Origin of the sequence: Nostoc sp. FACHB-133 (assembly GCF_014698055.1) — a bacterium.
Classification (GTDB): Bacteria; Cyanobacteriota; Cyanobacteriia; order Cyanobacteriales; family Nostocaceae; genus Nostoc.
The window spans coordinates 12109-28425 of the sequence record NZ_JACJSH010000007.1 but is presented as its reverse complement, the minus strand read 5'-3'; the positions used below and the strand labels follow the sequence as shown (position 1 = coordinate 28425).

The 16317-nt window shown below is 42.6% G+C and carries 14 protein-coding genes and 2 pseudogenes; 7 read left to right on the top strand and 9 right to left on the bottom strand.

The genetic code is table 11. The annotated features are described in order from the left end of the window. Positions 1 to 83 precede the first annotated feature (83 nt). Complete coding sequence (locus tag H6G86_RS07915; protein WP_313930701.1) at positions 84 to 1178, bottom strand: SGNH/GDSL hydrolase family protein; 1095 nt, start codon at positions 1176 to 1178, stop codon at positions 84 to 86. 261 nt (positions 1179 to 1439) lie between these two features. On the opposite strand from H6G86_RS07915, the gene dprA reads away from it, so the two are divergent. Then, on the top strand, positions 1440 to 2558 hold the full coding sequence (gene dprA / locus H6G86_RS07910; RefSeq protein ID WP_190933857.1) for a DNA-processing protein DprA: 1119 nt from the start codon (positions 1440 to 1442) through the stop codon (positions 2556 to 2558). A gap of 928 nt (positions 2559 to 3486) precedes the next feature. Here the strand turns inward: dprA and H6G86_RS07905 are convergent. Both H6G86_RS07905 and H6G86_RS07900 read right to left on the bottom strand, forming a co-directional pair. Continuing rightward, on the bottom strand, positions 3487 to 5052 hold the full coding sequence (locus H6G86_RS07905) for a serine hydrolase (protein WP_190933856.1): 1566 nt from the start codon (positions 5050 to 5052) through the stop codon (positions 3487 to 3489). 173 nt (positions 5053 to 5225) lie between these two features. Then, positions 5226 to 5966: an RNA methyltransferase gene (locus H6G86_RS07900; RefSeq protein WP_190933855.1), complete on the bottom strand. Its 741-nt coding sequence runs from the start codon at positions 5964 to 5966 to the stop codon at positions 5226 to 5228. A 174-nt stretch (positions 5967 to 6140) separates the two neighbouring features. Here H6G86_RS07900 and thrB point away from each other — a divergent pair, with 174 nt between their 5' ends. Together thrB and H6G86_RS07890 are read left to right on the top strand one after the other, a co-directional pair. After that, on the top strand, positions 6141 to 7055 hold the full coding sequence (thrB, locus tag H6G86_RS07895) for a homoserine kinase (protein ID WP_190933854.1): 915 nt from the start codon (positions 6141 to 6143) through the stop codon (positions 7053 to 7055). A gap of 43 nt (positions 7056 to 7098) precedes the next feature. After that, positions 7099 to 7608, top strand: a complete 510-nt coding sequence (locus H6G86_RS07890; protein WP_190933853.1) for a hypothetical protein — start codon at positions 7099 to 7101, stop codon at positions 7606 to 7608. A 115-nt stretch (positions 7609 to 7723) separates the two neighbouring features. Here H6G86_RS07890 and H6G86_RS40135 read toward each other — a convergent pair. Both H6G86_RS40135 and H6G86_RS07880 read right to left on the bottom strand, forming a co-directional pair. After that, a pseudogene (locus H6G86_RS40135) lies at positions 7724 to 7807 on the bottom strand (DUF8639 family protein); the annotation flags it as partial. A 345-nt stretch (positions 7808 to 8152) separates the two neighbouring features. Next, positions 8153 to 8800, bottom strand: a complete 648-nt coding sequence (locus H6G86_RS07880) for a hypothetical protein (RefSeq protein ID WP_190933851.1) — start codon at positions 8798 to 8800, stop codon at positions 8153 to 8155. Between the two features lie 287 nt (positions 8801 to 9087). On the opposite strand from H6G86_RS07880, the gene H6G86_RS07875 reads away from it, so the two are divergent. Both H6G86_RS07875 and H6G86_RS07870 read left to right on the top strand, forming a co-directional pair. Further along, a complete protein-coding gene (locus H6G86_RS07875; protein WP_012408877.1) occupies positions 9088 to 9312 on the top strand; it encodes a ribbon-helix-helix domain-containing protein in 225 nt (74 codons plus the stop codon). Further along, positions 9299 to 9637 carry a type II toxin-antitoxin system PemK/MazF family toxin gene (locus tag H6G86_RS07870; RefSeq protein WP_012408876.1) on the top strand — a complete coding sequence of 113 codons (339 nt, stop codon included), beginning with the start codon at positions 9299 to 9301 and terminating at the stop codon, positions 9635 to 9637. Before H6G86_RS07875 ends, H6G86_RS07870 begins: the two co-directional genes overlap by 14 nt. A gap of 114 nt (positions 9638 to 9751) precedes the next feature. On the opposite strand, the pseudogene H6G86_RS07865 reads toward H6G86_RS07870, so the two are convergent. Then, positions 9752 to 9889, bottom strand: a pseudogene (locus tag H6G86_RS07865) (two-partner secretion domain-containing protein); the annotation flags it as partial. 312 nt (positions 9890 to 10201) lie between these two features. On the opposite strand from H6G86_RS07865, the gene H6G86_RS07860 reads away from it, so the two are divergent. Continuing rightward, the gene (locus H6G86_RS07860; RefSeq protein WP_190933850.1) at positions 10202 to 10393 is read left to right on the top strand and encodes a hypothetical protein; all 192 of its coding nucleotides are present in this window, start codon (positions 10202 to 10204) and stop codon (positions 10391 to 10393) included. Positions 10394 to 10483: 90 nt separating this feature from the next. Continuing rightward, positions 10484 to 11620, top strand: coding sequence for an AI-2E family transporter (locus H6G86_RS07855; RefSeq protein ID WP_190933849.1), 1137 nt, complete (start codon positions 10484 to 10486; stop codon positions 11618 to 11620). A gap of 320 nt (positions 11621 to 11940) precedes the next feature. Here the strand turns inward: H6G86_RS07855 and H6G86_RS07850 are convergent, their stop codons facing one another. From H6G86_RS07850 to H6G86_RS07840, 3 genes are all read right to left on the bottom strand, one after another. Then, positions 11941 to 12465: a hypothetical protein gene (locus H6G86_RS07850; protein ID WP_190933848.1), complete on the bottom strand. Its 525-nt coding sequence runs from the start codon at positions 12463 to 12465 to the stop codon at positions 11941 to 11943. Between the two features lie 487 nt (positions 12466 to 12952). Next, positions 12953 to 13780, bottom strand: coding sequence for a DUF928 domain-containing protein (locus tag H6G86_RS07845; RefSeq protein WP_190933847.1), 828 nt, complete (start codon positions 13778 to 13780; stop codon positions 12953 to 12955). A gap of 78 nt (positions 13781 to 13858) precedes the next feature. Then, the gene (locus H6G86_RS07840; RefSeq protein WP_190933846.1) at positions 13859 to 16195 is read right to left on the bottom strand and encodes a CHASE2 domain-containing protein; all 2337 of its coding nucleotides are present in this window, start codon (positions 16193 to 16195) and stop codon (positions 13859 to 13861) included. Positions 16196 to 16317: the final 122 nt, after the last annotated feature.

Genomic DNA, 16317 nt, shown 5'->3' with positions numbered 1-16317 from the left:
TTTGAGAAGTCGGGGATCTATCTACATGAGTGTTTTATGTTGAATTAGGACACCTATTACACAAGAAAATTTGGAATGTTTTTCTATTTGGAATTACCTGAATTATCTAGTATTTGTAATAATGCTTGTCGATAAATTTTTAGACCCTCAGCATTGAGATGGTCGCCATCGCTCGTCAAATTCTCTTTAAGAACATTATTCTCATACAATGGTGCTAGCCCTGCTGCTGCGACTGGAACTTTTTCTTTTTCAGCGACTTGATTAATCAGAACATTAATTTGTTCAACTTTAGGAAGTGGGGCTGATAAAGTTGGATCTAAGCTGGCTGCAACTGTTGAATAAAAAGCCGGAATCAGAAAAATCTCTTTATTTCCCATTGTTCTAACAAGTGCGATCGCCTCTTGGAGATTTTTGCTAAACAATTCATCACTAATTCCATACCAAGCATCATTCCCACCTACAGCAATAATAGCTTTTTCGCATTTAACTTTAGTAGGGATTAAACTTTTCAATTGTTCTAGTAAAGAGATTGTGCTTAAGCCATTTAACCCAAAATTAAAAGTGCCAGTCCCAAGGGTATTACCAAGCCCAGCCGAAATAGAATCGCCAAATAAGCAACCTGAAAACTGTTTATCTTGGGCGGCGAGTATTTGATATTGCAGTGCAATTTTTCCAAAAGGTGAAGAACTTACATTGTCTTTTGGTGGTGCATCAGCAGAATTAGAAGCGGAATTTGCCAGTCCAACTAGCTTAGAAATTTTTGACACATCAACAACTAGTTGATTACTAGGATATGCTTCTAAAAAGCTGATTAATCCTAGACCTTCTGGTGATTTTGCTCCGATGATAATGGCAGAACGTAGGGCTTGTGTACTGGCTTGATCGCGACGAGCGATCGCACCAGAAGCAAAAGATAAAATTTGCTTGCCCATTCCTGTGTTTATCAGCTTATCTAAAGCCACAATATCAAGCGACATTTTCACTTGAAGGGCTTCTTGAAACTTCTCTTTCTCTTTAGCGCTGAGGTAATCTAAGAAAGATTGCAAATCGCTAGAAGGCTTTTGCTTCTTACCATAGTTGCGTATATCTGCCACTGGGATCGATTGCTCAAACAACCCGTATCTGACAGTAACTTTCTCGGCTGCCAAACTAGGCAATAAACTAAGGCCACTATGCACCAGTAAAAATATTAAGCACCCAGATAGGCCTATTAAAAGACGATAAAAATATTTCATCACAGAAGATCAGAATATAGATAGTCAATAGTTAATAGTCAAGAGTCAAGAGTCAAAAGTCAAGGGGAATTGGCAAAGAAGTCTTTGTAGAGACGGCGATTCATCGCGTCTCTTGCCTTAACCGAACAGCATTGCCCTCATCCCCACATCAACAAACAACCCCAATTTGGGAATACTCAATCTAGTAGGCGTGAGGATGGTACGGTGGTAGAAGAAGGCGCATATTGGCTAGCTTGGGCGCAAATTTCGGGGATTGGCCCGGTATTATTGCGACGGCTGCAACAGCATTTTGGCACGCTGGCAACAGCTTGGAACGCTACCAAGGTAGAGTTAGGAGAAGTGGAGGGTTTTGGTTTTCAGACACTAGAAAAAGTAGTACAACAGCGATCGCGTTTGCACCCAGAACAACTATTCACCAAGCACCAGCAGGAAAACTCTCATTTCTGGACACCAGTAGATGCAGATTATCCCCGCTTACTGCTAGAAACTCCCAGTCCACCGCCGATTTTGTACTATCGCGGTGAAGTCGAACTCCAAGAAAATCTCGGACAAAAACCGATGGTTGGGATTGTTGGAACCCGCCAACCCTCAGAATATGGCATCCGTTGGACTCGCCAAATTAGTACAGCTTTGGCTAAAAATGGCTTTACAGTTGTTTCTGGGATGGCAGAGGGAATTGACACCGAAAGCCACAGCGCCGCCATGAAAGCAGGTGGACGCACGATCGCAGTTTTGGGAACTGGCGTAGATGTCATCTATCCACATAAAAATCGGGATTTGTACAAGCAAATTTTGACGGCTGGGTTAGTCGTCAGTGAGTACCCCACAAAAACCCCACCCGATCGCACTCACTTTCCCCGCCGCAACCGAATTATTGCGGGTTTAAGCCGCGCCATCTTGGTAATAGAAGCGCCATTAAAGTCCGGTGCCCTAATTACGGCTACATACGCAAATGAATTTGGCAGAGATGTCTATGCCTTACCTGGAAGAGTGGACGATCATCCATCTCAAGGGTGCTTAAAGTTACTTAGTCAGGGAGCTTCTTTGATTGTCAAGGAATTAGATGAACTGTTAACAATGCTGGGAGCAATACCACAAATTGATGCAATTGAGGCTTCTACAGCACCAGAGCAGTTAAGTTTACCAACTTTATCACCAGAATTGCAAAAGGTAATGGATGCGTTTACAAGTGATGCTTTACCCTTCGATTTTATTGTCCAACAAAGCGGCATGGCTGCTGGCTCAGTTTCCGGTGCTTTGTTGCAGTTGGAACTTATGGGTTTAGTTTCGCAATTACCAGGAATGCGGTATCAAAAGAGTTAAGAGTTAAAAATATTGGTACGCATATCGTAAATCCAAACTGCTTTGGTGTTGCCTTTCTCCGTTGTGCCACGCTACGGTTTACTCCTAGTTTTATCCCAATACGCTTGGGATAAGAAAGTCCTCATGTAGAGACGCGATTTATCGCGTCTAAAAGACTGACACGTTAGAGAGACGCGATAAATCGCCGTCTCTACAAAGAATGTACTCGTCAATTATTCCTTGACAGACTAATATTTCCTACTTGTGTGTACACCATAGCCTTTCTAAGGGGGGTAATTAGACTTGTGTGTTCTTAAAAGAGAGGTGTTAGGCAATACGGTTCGCTTAAAGGGGAAAGGGAAAAGGTATTGAATACATCCTTTCCCCTTTACCCCTTACCCTTTACCCAGACCACAAGGAAAGTTAAAAATGCTTATCCGAACCGTATTGAGGTATTAGGGACTTTTGCAAGAAGTCTAATTACCAATAACTAATCAATTCATAAGTTCATTACAACAATTGTTGCAATGATTTAAACGTTTCTTATAGATGAAAGAGTATTTGTTGCAAAGTATTAAGCATTTGCTGCAACTGATTATACCTTTGCAAGAAATACTTAAGCGTTTCTTATATATGGAAGAGTATTTGTTGCAAAGTATTAAGCATTTGTTGCAACTAATTATACCTTTGCAATAAATACTTAAGCGTTTCTTATATATGGAAGAATATTTGTTGCAAACGTTTGAATTTTGACAATTAGTGTTTGAATTTGAGCAATGACTATTTGGTTGATAGTTTCGGGTATAGCAATCCTATTTGATTTGCAAACAGAAATTGTAACTTCAATTGCGATCGCCAGCCTCTACAGAATAGGCTTTATAGTTTGCAGCGCTTGCATACCGCTAGTTCCCCTAGTCCCCTGTCTTATCCCAACGATACGCCGACCTACTTATCTTTGGGGATAATACTGTTGATTCATAACTGGAGACTGATAACCATTTGCCGGTACAGTACTTCCCATTGCATTAGGTACAGGACTGATAATAGGGGGCTGATAACCACTCATGGGTACAGTACCTGTTGTACTGTTGGGTAAAGCAGGGCTTCCAATCTGGGGTTGATAACCATTTGCGGGTATAGTGCTTGTGGTACTGTTGGGTGTAACAGCATTTTGGCTAAACTCTTGGTAGGCAGCACGAGAAATTGAGCTAATCAGTTTTTCGGCGCGAGGGTCGTTTTCGGGGCGTTGTACCATGACGCTAGCTATATAGCGCTTGCCAGTGGGAACAACAATTAAACCTGTATCTGCCAGCATAGTACCGATATCGCCCGTTTTGTGGAATGCTCTTGCGCCTGTTCCCAAACCCGATGGTAGTAGAGTGTCTCTTTGGGTGCGACGCAAGATATCGAGCATGAGATCGCGTGATGGCATACTAACTAAATTTCCCTGACTCACAATAGCCATCAAATTCGCCAATTCTTTGGGACTAGTAGTATTTGTCCCTTGCAAATCTGGCAGGTTATTACGAATTGTTGTGGTTGTCAATCCCCAAGTGCGGAAACGCTGGTTTAACGCCTCCATCCCTCCCAATCGAGCAATCAGCATATTTGTCGCCGTGTTGTCGCTGATTGTAATCATTTTAGTGACGACTTCCAGGGCATTGTACTTGGTTCCGGCTGGTTTTGACCCCATATCTCCAGAACCGCCAGCTACCATATCCTGTTGCATGATCAGCATTTCATCAAGGCGAATTTTCCCCGCATCCACATCCTGGAAAAAGGCAAGTAAGATCGGCACTTTAATTGTGCTAGCTGCGGGAAAACTGGTAGAGCCGTTGACATCTACATAATTGCCAGTGTCCAAATCTACCAAGAAAACACCGGGTGCAAGATTTGGGTTGTTCGCTGCCAAATTTTGCACGGCATTTTTCAAGGAGATAATTTCTTGGGATAGGTATAGGCTCGAAGATGCAGTTGGGGGAGCTTGGGTAGGTTGTGGCTGCGATCGCGCTACATTACTATTAGATTGAGGTGCAGAGGTTGTACTGATGCGATTAGCCGGGTCTAATACTGACAATACCGTGCCCACAATTGCACCCATCCCAATACCCACAATCAACAAGCGCACAACATACAACATAGTTTTGGCCATTGGCTTTAATCGCGTTTTCCGCGATGAACGCAGGCCTGTTTTTGGCTTTTCCATCCGCACTGTTTTCACCATTACAGCACCTGGTCGAAAGGGAGGAATTTTCCCCTTTACAGTTGGTATTGGTTTTACTGCCGTTGGCATGACTAATCCCGATTTTACCCTACGTGTAGTACCAGGGGTTGGGGGGGGAGCAACACGATTTTTTTGGCGTGCTAGCGCCCCTTCTCGTCCATTAGCAACTTGCTGCTGGCTATTAGCTTTAACTTTCTTTTGCGCCACTTTTTGAACTTTTTGTGGACGTTGGCGGCGATTTAGGGGTTGTCGCCGCGAGAAAGCTGTTAGTTCGTCACTTGACTCTGACACAGTTACTCCTTGTGACCGACTTGACTGTTTTCTTGCAGACTCCTGACCCAAAACTTAATCTTTAAGCAATATTAATACTCAAATTCCACTTTGCTACTAAGTAGCATTTTTGTGTTTAGTTTAAGCCATATTAAATATTTGGGGGGGTGATTGCGTATATATTAAACGAATAATTACAAGTTTTCACCATCCCTCTGGTTTTTCAAAGCCCATTCTACCTGCTGCAAAATTCCTCGCAGCATGGCTACTTCCCCAGTTTTCAGGTGAGCGCGATTATATAGTTGGCGAAATTTTCCCATGCGACTAGCTGCTGTATGGGGATATACATAACCAATTTTCAGTAATAGTGATTCTAATTGCTGGTAGTATCCTTCTAAAACATCTAAGGGTGCGAGTTCAGTTTGGGTTATGGTCTGAGTGTCAAATTGTTGGGCAGATTGTGACAATTCATAACAGCAGATTGCCACAGCAGTAGCTAAATTTAGGGCTACATAATCTTTACTGGTGGGAATACCAACAAACCTCTGGGCATAATTTAATTCTTCATTGCTTAATCCCCGGTCTTCCCTGCCAAAAATTAGTGCTGTGGGTTTTTCTGGTTCCTCCAGTAACCAGGGTAGTGCAATGCGGGGGTTTTCTAAAGGTGTTTCTAAACTGCGAACACGACCAGTGGTAGCGATCGCTCGTACACATCCATGCAATGCTTCTGGTAAGGTTGCCACTAATACCGCAGATTCTATAATTTCCTGAGCGTGAACAGCCATCATCAAAGCTTCCGTCGAGAGCGGATCGCATTGGGGGTTCACTAATACTAAATTATATAACCCGAAATTTTTCATTACCCTGGCGATCGCCCCGATATTTATCGGCCCAGCTGGTTCTACCAACACAATTCTTAATCCAGCCAAGCCCATTTTTTGCCTCCTGCGATCGCACCATAAAATATTTTTAGGTTAACTCTCAGCGTTGTAGTTCTGCTGAAGAGTTTTCTTGAAATCATTTTACCTGTTTGACGCACTCACCCCTCGAAGGGATGAAATTCAACCACTTATTATGAGATGCTGATTGATGATTAGTGAGTTTTGCCAATGTCTGTTGTTTCTGCCATCACTGTTACTGTTCCTGCCACAACTGCTAATTTGGGGCCTGGTTTTGATTGCATCGGTGCGGCTTTAAAGCTGTACAACGAGTTCAAATTCACTCGCCTAGAAGAGGGTGGGCTAATTATTCATGTCACTGGTACGGAAGCTGAACGAGTTCAAACTGATGAAAGCAATCTCCTCTACCAGGCGTTTGTCAAATTCTATCAACATATAGAGCAAACGCCGCCGACTGTGAAAATAGAGATTAAGTTAGGTGTCCCACTGGCGAGGGGTTTGGGTAGTTCGGCAACAGCAATTGTGGGCGGATTAGTTGCTGCCAATCAACTTGAGGGTGCTACTCTTTCTCAGTCGCAGGTGATGGAGTTAGCGATCGCAATGGAAGGACATCCTGATAATGTAGTACCAGCTTTGTTGGGAGGATGCCGTCTGGCTGCTACCAGTGGCACAGCCTGGGAAATTTGTGATGTTCCCTGGCATAAAGATGTTGTACCAGTTGTGGCTATTCCTAATTTTGAACTTTCCACTTCAGAGGCGCGGGGCGTTTTGCCAACTGAGGTGAGTCGCGCTGATGCGATTTTCAATACGGCACATTTGGGGTTACTGTTGCGCGGCTTGGAAACTGGTAACGGACAATGGTTAAAGACAGCTTTGCAAGATAAGTTGCATCAACCCTATCGGAAAGCTTTGATTCCTGGTTATGATGCTCTCAACATTGCCGCTGTTAGTGCTGGTGCTTATGGTATGGTAATTAGTGGTGCGGGGCCGACACTGTTAGCTTTGGCAGATCAATTACACTCAGAGGCTGTGGAGGCGGCGATGTTAGCTGCTTGGCAAGAAGAAGGAATTACAGCCGAGGTGCGATCGCTTTCTCTCGATACCCAAGGCGCAAAAAGCTTTTAAGATTTTATTCAGCACTTAAAACTCAGCACTTAAAACTCGATTTATGGAGCAAATTCAGGCTGAAATGGCGGCGCTTAACTCTCAAATTGAAATTCTTTTAGAAGAACGCGCTGCACTCACTATTAATAATGTCATCTCTAGCGAGAATGATTCACCCCAGGCAATGGTTGAAGCATATCGCCGTCAAGCCAGGGAAAATGCTCAATTATCAGTTGAAATCCAGGGCATTGATGCTGCGATCGCAGCTTTGGAAGTCCAAATCAAACAAAAACAAAATAAATTAGTGCGTTGGCAAGTTGAATCAAAACAACTTACCCAACAACAGCAGCTAGAAGAAGCGAAAGAAGTGGCACAGGTTCATGCTCAACGCATTAATCAACTGGCTGGAGAATTGGCGGCAGAAGTCCGTTTTCTTAAAGCTTGTGCCAATGAACTGAGTCCAATGTATTGGCAGATTTATTATAAGCCTTTCATTACTGGGTTCAAAACAATCTCCGTTCCTTATGTCCGCTCTGATTTAGAAGTGTGGACAATTGTCAACCGGATTGTTTAATTCTGTGAGCTACAGCATTAAGCGAAAACACATCTAATTTGTATAACCAAATTTCATCAAACTTTTGTGGGTTAGGCATCTTGCCTGCCCATGATTGCAAATTTAGGGTTCTCCCTTAATAGTCATTGTCAGCTACACAAATTCCTTTACATTTAATACCGTTCGTAGCGGTGCGCTGACAATGAGAACAAAGAACTTTTGTCAGTGCATACATAGCATGGTGCTACTTTCACTCTTCATTGAATTACGATGCTTATAACGGTTTGCTTAACGCTAACCCATCATCGAACTTCCCCTTGCCTTCGATTGAGCGGCACTCTCTCACGGCTTTTGCTGAAGCTTACGCAGATGAGCAAATTGTGCAACAGCTTGTTGCACAATTTCCTTGGGGTACACAGAAACGTTAATCGCCTCTGGAGACATCGACAAGAGCATGGGTGGAGAAATCCCTCCAAGTAAGCCGGGTCGTGGAAAGAGGAAACCCAAAGAGCGATCTTTGGAATCCCCGCTATATCAGGTAATCCTGATTAGCGGTGGGAGGATGTCAATGCTTAATAAATTTCCAAGTTCCGCTACCACTATCTCTATCTGCGCCAGCAGCCGTTGAGACACACAACAAATTTCCATCACAACCTCTACCTCTGGTATCTAAGTAACCTCCTTGACCATTACCATAACCATTCACAAGTTGAACAGGCTGATCTTCACGTAAGTCATTTGAAGATTTGTATTTAGAAATTATTTTCCAGGTTCCGCTACCACTATCTCTGTTGGGGTTGTTAGCTGTAGAGACACACAGCAGATTCTCAGAACAGTTTCTTCCCCGCGTGTCTAAGTAACCACCAGCACCTTGCTCATATTGATTTTGCAGGTAAACGTCATCGAGCGACTCAACAACTCCTGTTTTGCCAGTTTTTGATAGAATCTTCCAAGACCCACTACCGTTATCTCTGTTGGGGTTGTTGGCTGTAGAAACACACAGCAGATTCTCAGAACAGCCTCTTCCCCGCGTGTCTAAATAACCTCCTTGCCAATTGTCGTAACCATTAACGAGCTTGTATGTTTGTCCATACCTGAGTTTTTGGTTTGCTGAATGTGCCTGACTCGAATTAACATTGGTAACACTGAATAGACCTGTAGTTAACAATAAGACAGCACCCATTGTTGCTTTGACAAGAGTAGATTTTTTCATAATAAATTGCTCCTTGTTTTCACTAATAATTGGTTCAAGATTTTCTGAAAGGTCTGCTTGTTTTGGCTTTGACAAGAGTCGGTTTTTCTTGAACACTTTCACTCTATTAGTAAAATTTCTAGGAGTCGATGAGGATAAGTTAGGGAAAGTTAAGGAATTGATTTTTGTATTTCGCCTTTGCATAGCACCTTCACACTACCCCAACATAGAGAAATTCGTACTTGATTTATTACTACTTTATAGACTACCGTTAAGTAAGAATATTTTTGCTACTGTTTGGTAAGACTATGCAAGTTGAAAAATTATCAATTTCCTTACCAGCGTCCCTAGTGCAATTTATTGAAGGTTACAAAGTAGCTCATGACTGTAAATCTCGCTCCCAAGTCATTGAAAAGGCATTGCAGTTGTTGCGAACACAGGAACTAGAAGAGGCTTACCGAGAAGCATCTGCTGAAGTTGAGAATGATTGGGATATCACGATTACAGATGGATTAACCGATGAAGCGTGGTGATATTTATTACGCTAATCTCAGCCCGGCTGTAGGCTCTGAGATGGATAAACGCCGCCCAGTGCTGATAGTCAGTAATGATGCCAATAATCGTGCAGCTAGCACGGTAACAATTTTACCGCTTACATCCAATGTTAGCCGTGTTTACCCGTTCGAGGTTTTACTGAATCCAGAGAATAGTGGTTTACCATTAGCTTCCAAAGTACAGGCGCAGCAGGTACGAACAATTTCTAAGCGAAGGATTGTGTCAGAGGTGGTAAATAGTTTAAATGAAGAGTTGATGCAATTAGTAGATGCTGCTCTCAAACTCCATTTAGGGTTGGAGTGAATGCCAAAGCAAACGTCTCGACAATAATTTTCTTGGCGGGAAGCTAGCTTTCTGGTGTGCGGGGAGTGGTCAAAAGTAGCTGTTAGGACTACCACAAACAGAAGCCGCTTTTAGAGCATTTGCGCCAAAAATAATCCCACTAGGATTGAGCAAAAACAGATTAGCGCTACTATTGGCTTTAATTAAACCATCAACGTTGGAAACACTGCCGCCAGTGACGCGACTGAAGATATTTTGCACATCTGCGGCATTTAATTGCTTTTCACCGTTCGCGCAATCGTACTGAATTAAACTGGTTAATCAACCCCGAAGACGAAAGTGTGCTGGGGGTGTTTCCTGGACAGAGGGTGGAATTATACGAGGTGCAGATAAATTACCCATCCTAGAGGGTATCGAGTTGGAACTGACTGTAGAACAAATTTTTGGCTGGTTGAGTTTGACGTAAAAAAGCGAACGCATTTCCTAAAGAAAGTTGGAAAGGATTGTATCTGTAGGTTTATTGTAGAAACTGAACGGTACAGTGCCAACTCGTATGTACCACAAAAAATTTTATGCCGTACTTTTATGAGAAATCAACTAGGATTTGTTCTAAAACTGCTTTTACTGTCGGCTTTGTTATCACTATTAATTAAATATTTGGGGCCAAGTCTATCAATTCCGGCGACAGGAACCAACGCGCTAATTATAGTATTGTTGCCAATTGTAATTATAGCGATCGCGCTACTGTGGCGATTTCAAGCACAGAAACAAAATTAACTCAAACGATCTACGCACAAGTGACTAAAATCAGCTAACCTAGCTGAATTACAACAAAATTGCATCTCGCCAACCGTTGGGAGTTAGCCTGTGAACCTCGGTCAATGGATCGGCTTAATCGCCATAGTTCTTTCTTTATACATCCTGTGGCAAATCCGGGAAGTGCTTTTGCTTATGTTCGCCGCAGTTGTGTTAGCCACAACCTTGAATCGGCTAGCAAAACGCTTTCAACGCTTTGGGATGAAGCGTGGATTCGCCGTTCTCCTGGCAGTAGCGATCTTTTTCGCAGGCATTGTGGGTTTTTTCTGGCTTATTGTCCCACCATTTGCACAGCAGTTTCAAGAACTAACCTATCAGGTTCCTAAAGGGTTTGGGCGCTTTAATACTTGGCTTGATGCTCTGAGAACTCGCATTCCTAATGAGTTAGTTCCCTATATCCCAGATATCAACAGCCTCATCCAACAAGCACAACCATTCGTCAATCGGGTGCTGGGAAATTCCTTCGCCTTTGTATCTGGCTCTTTAGAAGTCGTTCTTAAGATTTTGCTGGTGTTGGTTTTAACAGGAATGATGTTAGCCGATCCTCTAGCCTATCGGAAAGTATTTGTGCGGCTTTTCCCCTCATTTTATCGGCGGCGGGTGGAAGGAATTTTAAATAAGTGCGAAGTCTCTTTGGAGGGATGGATTACAGGTGCTTTCATTGCCATCTGTGTAGTGGGGATAATGAGTCTAGTTGGTTTATCAATTTTGGGTGTAAAGGCAGCACTCGCTTTGGCGATTTTAGCGGGATTTTTTAACTTGATTCCCAACCTGGGCCCAACGATGAGCGTAATCCCAGCAATGGCGATCGCCTTCTTAGATGAACCTTGGAAAGCGATCGCTGTCTTTATTCTCTACTTTATCATTCAACAGGTTGAGAGCAATTTCATTACGCCTGTGGTGATGGCACATCAAGTCTCATTGCTGCCCGCCATAACCTTAATTGCCCAACTATTTTTCGTCACTTTCTTTGGCTTTTTAGGATTATTTCTAGCACTACCCCTGACTGTTGTAGCTAAGATATGGTTGCAAGAAGTTTTAATCAAAGATGTTTTAGATGAATGGGGAAATAATCAGAAAAAAGAGACTGAGTTGGTGATGATTTCTGAATCTCCTGAAATAGAGGAAAATTGGACAGTAGATCGTCCTGATATTAATCGGGAACAACGGATTGATGATGATATTTGACAAAAAGAAGATTAATCAATTTTGCATTTTGGATAAAGGCAAGTAGCTAGACGGAAATCAATATATATAGGGAAGGGATCGTGCGTGACTAAATAATTACCCTTTGGCTTAATTTCTTAATTCAACTTGTCCACTGTTGCCACTGTTACCTCTCCCTCAATCCCCTACAGCATCTTCAAGGTACTAAACCGCACTCAAGGCTGCTTAAATCGCAAAATTAAGCCCACTCCAGTGATGAATGGGTTAGGTCAGGTGATTGGGTGAAGGTGAAAGGATGGGGTGATGGTGGCGATGCCTCCGGCAACCTAACGGAACGCTCCTCACTCATCCCCAAGCTGGCATTTTCCTATAAACATCCGCATAATACGGAAATTAATTGCTTTTGATATTTGAGTGCTGAAAGCTTTACTAATTTGCTGACGCTGGGTATCAACTTTACTTGCTGACCAAGCTTCAACGGGCTGAAGTGCGGACTGCATCATTGAAACATATTCTGAGCGAAGTGAAACGACGGTAACATCGCTAATACTCACTGATTGAAGTTGATCAAGATGTTGTCTAATCTCAGTAATTTTTCGATCTATGTGCGGATTCATCTCTGACTTGGGAAGGAACATGCCAAGAATCTGTGCATCGGAGCTTGAATTTGTTGCCAGCTTCTCGATTTGTCGGCATTCTGCTTCTGCACCTTCTTTTGTTGATGAAATATCAACGCTACCTGACGCAGAAATATGCGTGCCAGAATTAACGCGTGATTCAACTTTGACTTTTCCTCCGCAGCTCATTAGGGTTAGGGTGAGTACAGTTATACAACTTAAAGCCAGCATTGTTTGATCGCCTTTCATTTCTAAAACTTATCTTTACTTGAACAATAAGCATAAGAGAGCATCCCTGCTGTTAAAACTTAACCCTACCTATTCTTCCTTTAGATGGGGTTGGAGTAGGACATCCTATCCGAGTCATAAATTATTTTTGATGTTTGTTTTTAGCTTCACCTTATTGAGAGTTCAACAACATCAGTAAATTTCTCTAATTTTTGAAAAATTATATTTTTAGAAGATTACATTAATTGCTAATATTTCGTTAATTCTCATCTACACTAATAAATAACCATAGAAATAAAAAATTTCTTATCCCTCTTTTGTTACTTTAGGGAAAGAAAAAATAACAATAAAATTTAGATATCTCATTCCCCCTAAATCCCCCTTAAAAAGTGGACTTTGATAGATGTTTTTCCGGTTCCACCCTTAATAAGGGAGGCTAGGGGGGAGCGAATTCTATGCAGCTTCATAAATAATTGGTATTAGTTGCTCTAGAAATGTGTTTCTTAGTCTAAGGTTGCTCCGAGAAAATCGGTTCTGCTGCAACATCATCTAAATTGATGCTGCCTAACAAATTCTGCCACTCTGCTTGTAATTTTGCATCTTTAGGATTTTTCTGGCGTAGTTGAGCCAGTGTGGTAAGTGCGTCGTACCATATCCCGTTTTGGGCATAGATAGCATAGCGCTTCAAAAGTTCTGTCGTTTCTAGCTCTTTAACTACGGCGGGATTGAGTTCGACTCTTTGTATTACCCCTTCGACGTAAGTCGGGGGAGCATTCTTTTCCTGATCACAGCTAATGGTAAAAAACCAGCGATATTGTTTGTCTAGTGCCAAGCCAGGAGAAGTGGTAGGTAGAGACACACTGATAACTCCTGCTTTCTCTGGTAGAACGATCGGTTTTTTATAAATCTCGTTAGAGTCTTGATCTTGCAGCACAAATTCAACTGCATAAGGAAAATCTTTAGTATATGGCACATAGAAAAACCAACTTGGGTGTTCTAGCGTTGTCTTTCCCCAGACATTGATTACTGAGTTAGCTTCCTGAGTAAAGGACACTAAAGCAGTCAAGTCATGTTTAGTAATTTGGCATCCATTTATGTTGCGCTTTGCTCCACCACGAACGCGGCCTCCAGGAGGAGGGCCAGATGGAATCGCTGGTTGATTAAAGGTTGTGGATTTAGTATGGCTTGTTTTAGCTTCAGAGCGTAGGCGTAGTCCACCGCTAGTTGAAGAACCGACGTTTGGTTTCGCCAGTACTGGAGTCAGGCTAACTAATAAATTGGTACAGCTAAAAGCTACTACTAAAAACAGTTTTATCGGTTGTGAATTTGACTTCATAAAAACCCTTCTTGAACTATGTAAGCCTGGTAGATTTATCTGCTGCTTATCTCAAAATTTAATCAAAAAAATCTTTCCCTATTGCCCATTCTCTACCTGCACTTTTGTGGCTGAATTATAAATTGACAGCAGGCTAACCGTGGCTACTAGGGACAAAATCGACGGGATAAATGGCACCCAAGTACCCGAAATTAATAGACCAAAGCAAACTATATAGAGAACACCAAAGGTAATGCTAACTGCCAATGCCAACCAAGGTAAGGAAAACTTTCGCCAAGCCAAAACTCCTCCTATCAAAGACCAAACCCAAATCCAGGCCACCTCAGCCCACAGCGACCAAACTCGCAGTAATGGCCGCCCATCCTGCACAGCACTGAGGATCTGGCTGATCATGTGGGCTTGTACTAACACTCCTGGCATTTGCTCATCTAAAGGAGCCCCGTATGGTGTGGGCCAAGTGTCTGGAGAATCCCCCCTTGCTGTCACACCAATCAAAACAATCTTGTCTTTAATAGCACTGGGGTTAATTGGACTAGCTAAAAATTGGGTTAGTTTCACCTGTTGGACTATCTGTTTTGGAGAACGGTAGTTAAGTAAGATTTGACCACCATTAGCATCAATATCGTGATAGCCGCCAGTGCGAGACTTCAGATTCGGAAAAATAGTTTTACCGAGTTGCAAATTCCCTTCAGGGGTGAACTTTGGTTGAATTCCTAAAGGACGCAGATACAAGGAAGCTAGTTGTAGACTGAATGCAAAGGTAGCAGGACACAATGATGTCGGCTCCTGGTTCATGAACAGGAGATGGCGACGGATAACTCCATCAGAATCGTGAATAAAGTCACTGAATCCCAGATTTGTTGTGGGGATTTCTGGTGCTGGCTTAATACCAGTGATGTTTGCTGTGCTATCACTTCCTTTACATACGCCAACCAAATTTTGAGTTTTTTGAAGACGAGTAATTAAATCTGGTTGTTTGGCTTGAAAATCACGGTAAATATCCAAGCCGATCGCGCGGGGTTGATATTTATTCAGTTTTGCCAGTACTTTGTTGAGAGATTTTTCGGAAATGGAAGCTCCAATCAAGGACTCATTATTCTGTCTTTGAATTGCCAGATCGTCATCATCAATTGCAATTACCAGCAGACGCGAATCTTGTGGCTCCGCAGGGCGCGATCGCATCATCTGGTCAAAGGCGGGAATTTCTACACTTTCTAGCCATCCTACGCATCTCACCCCAAAAACCAAACCTGTAATCGCCAAAGTGGATAACAAAGTTGTTGCTAATCTGCGTTTGGTAGACAAAACTAAATTCGGGGTATCTTTAGATTTTGTTGGAGACCTTAATTCATCCCAAGTGGGTGGTATCTGTGCTGGATTTTGGCAAATCATTGGTAGCCAAGTTGCACAGGGAAATCGATCCTCAAGTCCTTGCAATCGTTCCCGTGCTTGGCGTACCGCTTGATATAAAGACTCGCCACCACCAAAGCCTTGGAGAAAATACTTTAAGAATTCCTTCGCAACCTGGTCTGGGACTGGTTCACGCATGATGATTATTTGAGGAATTTGCAAATCAGCCAATTCTCGCGCTAATCCTAATCCATCACAGGAGTTGAAGATAGCTAGTTGCAAGCCGTTCTCAATGGCTTTCTTCAGAGCATATTTTAATTCGCCAATGGTCAGACTATCAGTCTTATTCAGGTAAATTCGTCCACTTTCTCCATTTTTGTTACTGGAACTGTGCCCAGCAAAGAAGAGAATATCCCAGTTTTTTCCCCAAAGATGCTCGGTTAAGTCTTTACGTTGTGGTTCGACCAAAAAGCAGACTTCTGCGTTACCACACTGTTGGAGTAAAGCTTGATCGGCCTCAGTATCAATCCCCTGACTATTGCCCACAATTGCCAAAATATTGACTAATGGATTTTTTGGGCGTGGCTTGTGAATGCGATCGTAGGATGGTGAAGAAAGAGCGATTTCAGCCTTGGGGTAGCGTTCTAACAACTCCCACAGATGCCAAGGCAATAGCTGCAATTGGCTATTTTCTGTTTGCAAAATTACTCGTACTTCTTCTTCGGACGACAATCTTTCTAACCATTTTTCCCTTAAAGGGCGAAATTCTTCTGCTCGCAACCAGGTATTAAAGCGGGCCCGTAAGATACGGGAAGTGTTTTCGCAGTCTTGAATCATCGAGACATTCGTCACCTGCATTTTGTCAGCATGGAGACGATAACGATTGCCTATCTGCCGATAACTAGACTGCCAATGACTATAATAGAGCGGCATTTCAGGAAATGAAGGTAGTTTCCCCGTGATTTCTGTTGCCGCCCGCTCATGTTCTTCACCAATTTGGAGGGTGACAGCAAATCCCTGCTCAAAACTACCCTCTCCGAACTTCAGAACCACTAACTTACCCATGACCTCACTATCCCTCTGTGCAAAATCATCCCCTGTTCTAATGTCTCATAACAAGCTCCACAAGCTTTTACAGACTTTTTTCAAAATCCCCAAAACTGGCTTGAATTTTTAATTTTTAATTT